Consider the following 5002-nt stretch of genomic DNA (forward strand, 5'->3'; position numbering starts at 1 on the left):
GAGCCGCCTGGAGCGTTCGCGCCGGCGCCAGTGTTGGCATTCGTGCCCGCACCAGGTCCAGCGTTTGAGCCGCCGGCAGTGCCGGAGCCGGTTGAACCGGTCGAACCAGTTGAACTGCTTGAGCTGCTCGTCGAAGTGTCGATTGAGTCAGTGCTTACCTTCTTGGTCTTCAGACCCAGGGCTTTTCTGATCAGGTTGCTGATTCTTTGCCGTTCAGAAACAGAGATCTTCTGGTAAGAAACGCCATCCTGCATGTAGCCCGTCCCGTGGGTGTAGTCAGTCTTCAAGGTCTTCGTGGCGGCCATGTAGTTCTTGGCCAAAGCCGTCAAGTCGCTGAAGGTGAGGTCAGTCTGCACCTGCTTGGACAGGGAAGAAATGAAGCTGGAATTCAGCAGCGTCGTCGCGCTTTCAGCCTTCTTCAGCAAGGCAGTCAGCACTTGCCGCTGCCGCTTCTGGCGGCCGTAGTCACCCTGCGGGTCATCGTAGCGCATCCGGCTGTAAGCCAGAGCCTTGGCCCCGTTCATGTGGGTCGTCTTGCCCTTGGTAAAGGTGTAGCCTTCATAGCTGAAGGAAAGAACCGGAGAAATGTCGACCCCGCCGACCTTGTTCACGATCGTCTTCAAACCGCCCATGTTGATCAAGACGTAGGCGTTGATCGGAATGTTGTAGTACTTCTTCAAAACCTTGGCCAGTTCCTTGGCATTGCCGTAGGCATAGGCCGCGTTCAGCTTCGAAGGCGACTGGTTAGGGTAGTCGGGCAGGTTGACCTGTTGGTCTCTTTCGAAACTGATCAGGGTCGTCTTCTTGGTCTTAGGATTCAAGACGGCAACCATGATCGAGTCGGTTCGGCCCTTGTAGGTTCTGCCCAGGGCCCCGGTATCCGTCCCCATCAGCAGAATCGCGATCGGCTTCTTGCTGCTGATGACGGAATTCTTGCTCCCGTTTTCAGCACTGGTAATGCCGCCGGACTTGTAGGCCGTGTTGGCCGCGTTCTTTACGGTACTGTATTCATAGTAGGCAAAGCAGCCGATCCCGACCAGCAGGACAGCCAGCACGCTCCAGAAGATGCGCTTGGCCTTGCCATGCTTCTTCCGTTTGCCAACTCTGGTATTTATATCCTTGTCATTCTTCAAAATCTTCACCAGTATCCTATTCTTCTAAAGATCATTATCTTCATTATAGTTAAAGATGGATTAAATAGATGGCGGCCTCCCCATTTTTATATTTTTTTAAAGAGTATTTTCACATCTTAGTCAAAGAAAAAACTCCAGTTCCAAGCTAAAAGCATATTTCTTGAATTTTTACAAGGGCGTGTGTAAGATGAGCATTAGGAAAAGGCAAGAGCAGATAGGCTACCTTTTCCTGTAAAGGTTTATATCATACTCTTTTCTTATTGCATTTTTACACACATACTCTTTTATCTTATTTGTATAGTTATAGTATTAACTTTGTTGGCATATCTAGCAGTTATTGTTCATTTCTAACATCTTTCGCATTTTTACCGATTCCTTTCTATTCACAAATGCATCGTAGCGAAATATGCCATCCCCTTTTACATCTATTCAAAGAAGGAGCCCCGACTCTCGTCAGGACTCCTTCTTCTTTTTTGTTGCCGTTTTGGGCGTTTTCTTTTGAGTTTTCTTTTGTTTTTTCTGCGCGGCCGGCAACTGGCTCTCCTTGAGCCCGTTCAAGCCGATCTGCCTGAGCAGCTTCTTGAAGTGGACTGCCGTGCCCACTTTTTCGATCTGGCCGCGGTTGCCCTTGAACCAGTAGATTCCCTTCTGGTCTTGAAAAAGGCTGACCAAGGCCGGCGCTGAGCTAGTGCTGGTCAGCAGGCCAGCTGATTTGCCAGCCGGCAGCTTGGTCCGATAAAAATAGCACGGCTTGGGGCCGTTTATCGGGAAAAACTCCGTCAAGTGGCTGAGGCTGACCCGGTCATTCGTCGGCACTGCCAAAACCAGCAGGTCGGCCAGCGCCTGCCCGCTTTCATTGTCAATCTGCAGATACAAGAGCTGCTGGCCCTGCTTTTGGGCCCGCTTGCCCGCCGCCTGCCAGCTGAGCCAATTTTTCTTTCTCATCATTCCACCAATTTTTCAACAAACGTTTCCTTTTAATTGTACACCAGTCTAATGAAGGCAAACAAAAAGACGGGACTGCTCCCGCCTTATTGCGCCCTGCGGTCATCAATGTCGCAGCGCATCAGTTTCTCAATGATCTCAATATACTCCCGGGGAACCTGGTGCCCCTTGTAAGTGAGGCGCAGGCTATTGTCATTCAAATCGACCACCTTGCCCGCGGAAAGATCCTTGTCTTCCGGATCAACAGGCAGGCCAGCGAGAATGCTGTTCTTGGAGACGCCAAAAACGCCCGCCATCTTCTCGACTGCCTTCATCCGCGGAACCTTGCGGCCGACTTCCCAGTTGGAAATCGTCTGCTTCGAGACGCCAAGTTCCTCTGCCAGTTCCTGCTGGCTCATGCCCCGCCGCCGGCGCAGAGCTCTCAAGTATCGGCCTATCATATTCTTCTCCATCCAAGTCACCACCTATCATAAGAATAACATAAGTTTTGACTAAATGAAATGTTTATGAGAGATTCCGAAACTTTTTTAAAAAGGCAAAAAAAGAACCCGCCCCAGGCGGATTCTTGCTTTGCTTGCTTACTTGGTCATTTCGGATTTCTTTTCCCGGCCCATCAGGTTGTCGACGGTTTCCCGGGCATCAGCGCCGTGGTTGACCACCGCGTCAACGGCGAAGACGATCGGCATTTCCACGTCGTACTTCTTGGCCAGTTCCAAAGCAGCCGGAATGGCGTTGATCCCTTCAACCACCATGCCGACTTCCTGCTTGGCCTCTTCGGCGCTCTTGCCTTGGCCGATCAAGTAGCCGGCGTTGTTGTTGCGGCTTTCCTTGCTGGTGGCGGTGACGATCAAGTCGCCCATGCCGGCCAGGCCGTCAAAGGAGTCTTCCTTGCCGCCCATCTTGAGGCCCAGGCGCTTGATTTCCGCCATCCCGCGGATGATCAAAGCGGCCCGCATGTTGTCGCCATAGCCCAGACCCGCGCAGATCCCGCTGGCCAGGGCGATCACGTTCTTCAAAGCCCCGCAGAGCTCAACGCCCAGGCGGTCAGAGTTGGTGTAGACCCGCATGTTCTTGTTCATGAAAATGTCCTGCACCTTTTCGGCAACCGCCTGGTCCTCGCAGGCGGACACGATCGTGGTCGGCAGGTCCTTGGCCACTTCTTCAGCGTGGGTCGGGCCGGAGAGGGCAACGTAGTGAACGTTGCCGTGCTTGCCGTCCTTGCCCAGTTCGTCGGCGATGACTTCAGTCAGCGTCAGCAGGGTCTCTGGTTCGATCCCCTTGGCAACGTCGACGATGATCTGTCCATCAGGAATAAATGGCGCTGCCGTCTTGGCGGTTGAGCGAACGAAGACGGACGGCACTGCAAAAAGAATAATGTCCTTGGCTTGGCAGGCTTCCTTGATATCCTTGGTAAAGTTAATCGCGTCAGGAATGACCATACCTGGCAGGTTCTTCTGGCGACGAGTTCTTGAGAGTTCGTCGACTTCTTGCGGCAGAGCTGACCAAACGGTTACTTCATGGCCAGAATTGCTGAGCATCCGGGCCAAAGCCATGCCCCAAGTACCTGCTCCCAAAACACCGATTTTTGCCATATTATTACCTCACTTAGTTTGTTGATTCCTTTTCGCGGCAACCGGACGGCTGCCACTGATCTAACCTATTATAGCACTCAGTCGGCCAGTTTCTGTTTCCGCTGGGGCTAATTATCAAAAAAGTTACCTTTCTGAAGGCAAAAAAAGAAGCGTTTCCGAGCGAAACGCCTTTTAAGAGAATAGCCGTATTAAAAAAGTGTAAACAAACAGCTACGAATTTATCTCCAAGTGAAAAACTCAAGAGTTTATTAAAAGCAACCGCTTACTCTTGCATACCCTATTGTATGCTGTCTACTGGGCTCTGACAAGAGATTTCATGAATTTAAACATTTTTTATGCACCTTTTTTCAAAAGACGAACGATTTTTTCCTAATAGCTTTCTCAGTAATATAATATTTTAGTAATTTGTGCTAATTTGGTTAATTATAGTATACTGATATTTGGAGACTATTCAATCTGGCTGAGAGCAAGTCAGCCTAATCATGTTAAACTATTTATATAAGAACTCATCACAAAAGCCAGGTGTTATTAGCCATGTTTAAACAGCTTAAAAAAGCAAATCAAAACGACTACTTGCTGATCACGGCAACGTTGATTTTGTTGGTTGTCTTCAACCTCAGCTTGCTGAGTTACGTTCAAGACAGACAAAGAGCCACGGAACGCGACCAAGCCCAGGCTTTAGCTACTGGTTTTTCCAGAACGCTTAAGGGCGAAATGAAAAACGCCCTAACCTTGACGACAACACTGAAGGAACTTGTCCTGGCGGGCCGGGGGAAAGTCAGCAACTTCTCCCTGGTTGCCAAGGACCTGCTAAAAGAACATCCGGCCGCCAGCAGCCTGCAGCTGGCACCCAAGGGCAAAGTCACGCAGATATATCCTTTAAAAGGCAATGAAGCCGGCAAGATAAACCTGATGACCGACCCGGTGCGCGGGCCCTTGTGCCGCTACGGAATCACCCACCAGGTCACGGTGACCCAGGGGCCGATCAAGCTGAAACAAGGCGGCTATGGGCTGGCCATGCGGACGCCGGTCTACCTCGTAAACAGCGGCAAGAAGAAATTCTGGGGCTTTGCCATCGTAGTCATGAAGGTGCCGCAGACCTTCTCCAGCACGGCCGCCAACTTGAAAGCAGCCGGCTACAGCTTCGAGCTCAAAAAGCAGGTCTCACCGCTGGACTCCAGTTATAAGGTAGTCATGCGGCAGGGCAAGCTGCACGAGCCGATCAGCTACAGTTTCACTTCCAGCGACGGCAGCCGCTGGCTCCTCAAGGTTGCCCCGAAAAACGGCTGGAACTACAACAAGCAGGGCTGGTTCCTGGGCTACATTGTGATC

5 protein-coding genes are annotated in these 5002 nt (G+C 51.0%); 1 reads left to right on the forward strand and 4 read right to left on the reverse strand.

Features of this window, described 5'->3' with window-relative positions:
- The 4 genes from lacNas_RS13905 to lacNas_RS13920 all read right to left on the reverse strand — a co-directional run.
- On the reverse strand, nucleotides 1-1142 hold a 1142-nt coding region (locus tag lacNas_RS13905; RefSeq protein ID WP_201346961.1), incomplete at its 3' end, for an LCP family protein.
- A gap of 444 nt (nucleotides 1143-1586) precedes the next feature.
- On the reverse strand, nucleotides 1587-2078 hold the full coding sequence (locus tag lacNas_RS13910) for a hypothetical protein (RefSeq protein WP_244660659.1): 492 nt from the start codon (nucleotides 2076-2078) through the stop codon (nucleotides 1587-1589).
- An 86-nt stretch (nucleotides 2079-2164) separates the two neighbouring features.
- On the reverse strand, nucleotides 2165-2530 hold the full coding sequence (locus lacNas_RS13915) for a helix-turn-helix transcriptional regulator (protein ID WP_201330728.1): 366 nt from the start codon (nucleotides 2528-2530) through the stop codon (nucleotides 2165-2167).
- Between the two features lie 126 nt (nucleotides 2531-2656).
- The gene (locus lacNas_RS13920) at nucleotides 2657-3670 is read right to left on the reverse strand and encodes an NAD(P)H-dependent glycerol-3-phosphate dehydrogenase (protein WP_201330729.1); all 1014 of its coding nucleotides are present in this window, start codon (nucleotides 3668-3670) and stop codon (nucleotides 2657-2659) included.
- 534 nt (nucleotides 3671-4204) lie between these two features.
- Here lacNas_RS13920 and lacNas_RS14385 point away from each other — a divergent pair.
- On the forward strand, nucleotides 4205-5002 hold a 798-nt coding region (locus lacNas_RS14385), incomplete at its 3' end, for a CHASE domain-containing protein (protein WP_244661478.1).

The sequence above is a fragment of the Lactobacillus nasalidis genome, assembly GCF_016587775.1.
In the GTDB taxonomy this organism is placed as follows: Bacteria; Bacillota; Bacilli; order Lactobacillales; family Lactobacillaceae; genus Lactobacillus; species Lactobacillus nasalidis.

What these genes read in the sequence shown, in the direction of transcription:
- lacNas_RS13910 (WP_244660659.1), bottom strand. Translation starts at nt 2,078, where the DNA reads ATGAGAAAGAAAAATTGGCTCAGCTGGCAGGCGGCGGGCAAGCGGGCC.
- lacNas_RS13915 (WP_201330728.1), bottom strand. Translation starts at nt 2,530, where the DNA reads ATGGAGAAGAATATGATAGGCCGATACTTGAGAGCTCTGCGCCGGCGG.
- lacNas_RS13920 (WP_201330729.1), bottom strand. Translation starts at nt 3,670, where the DNA reads ATGGCAAAAATCGGTGTTTTGGGAGCAGGTACTTGGGGCATGGCTTTG.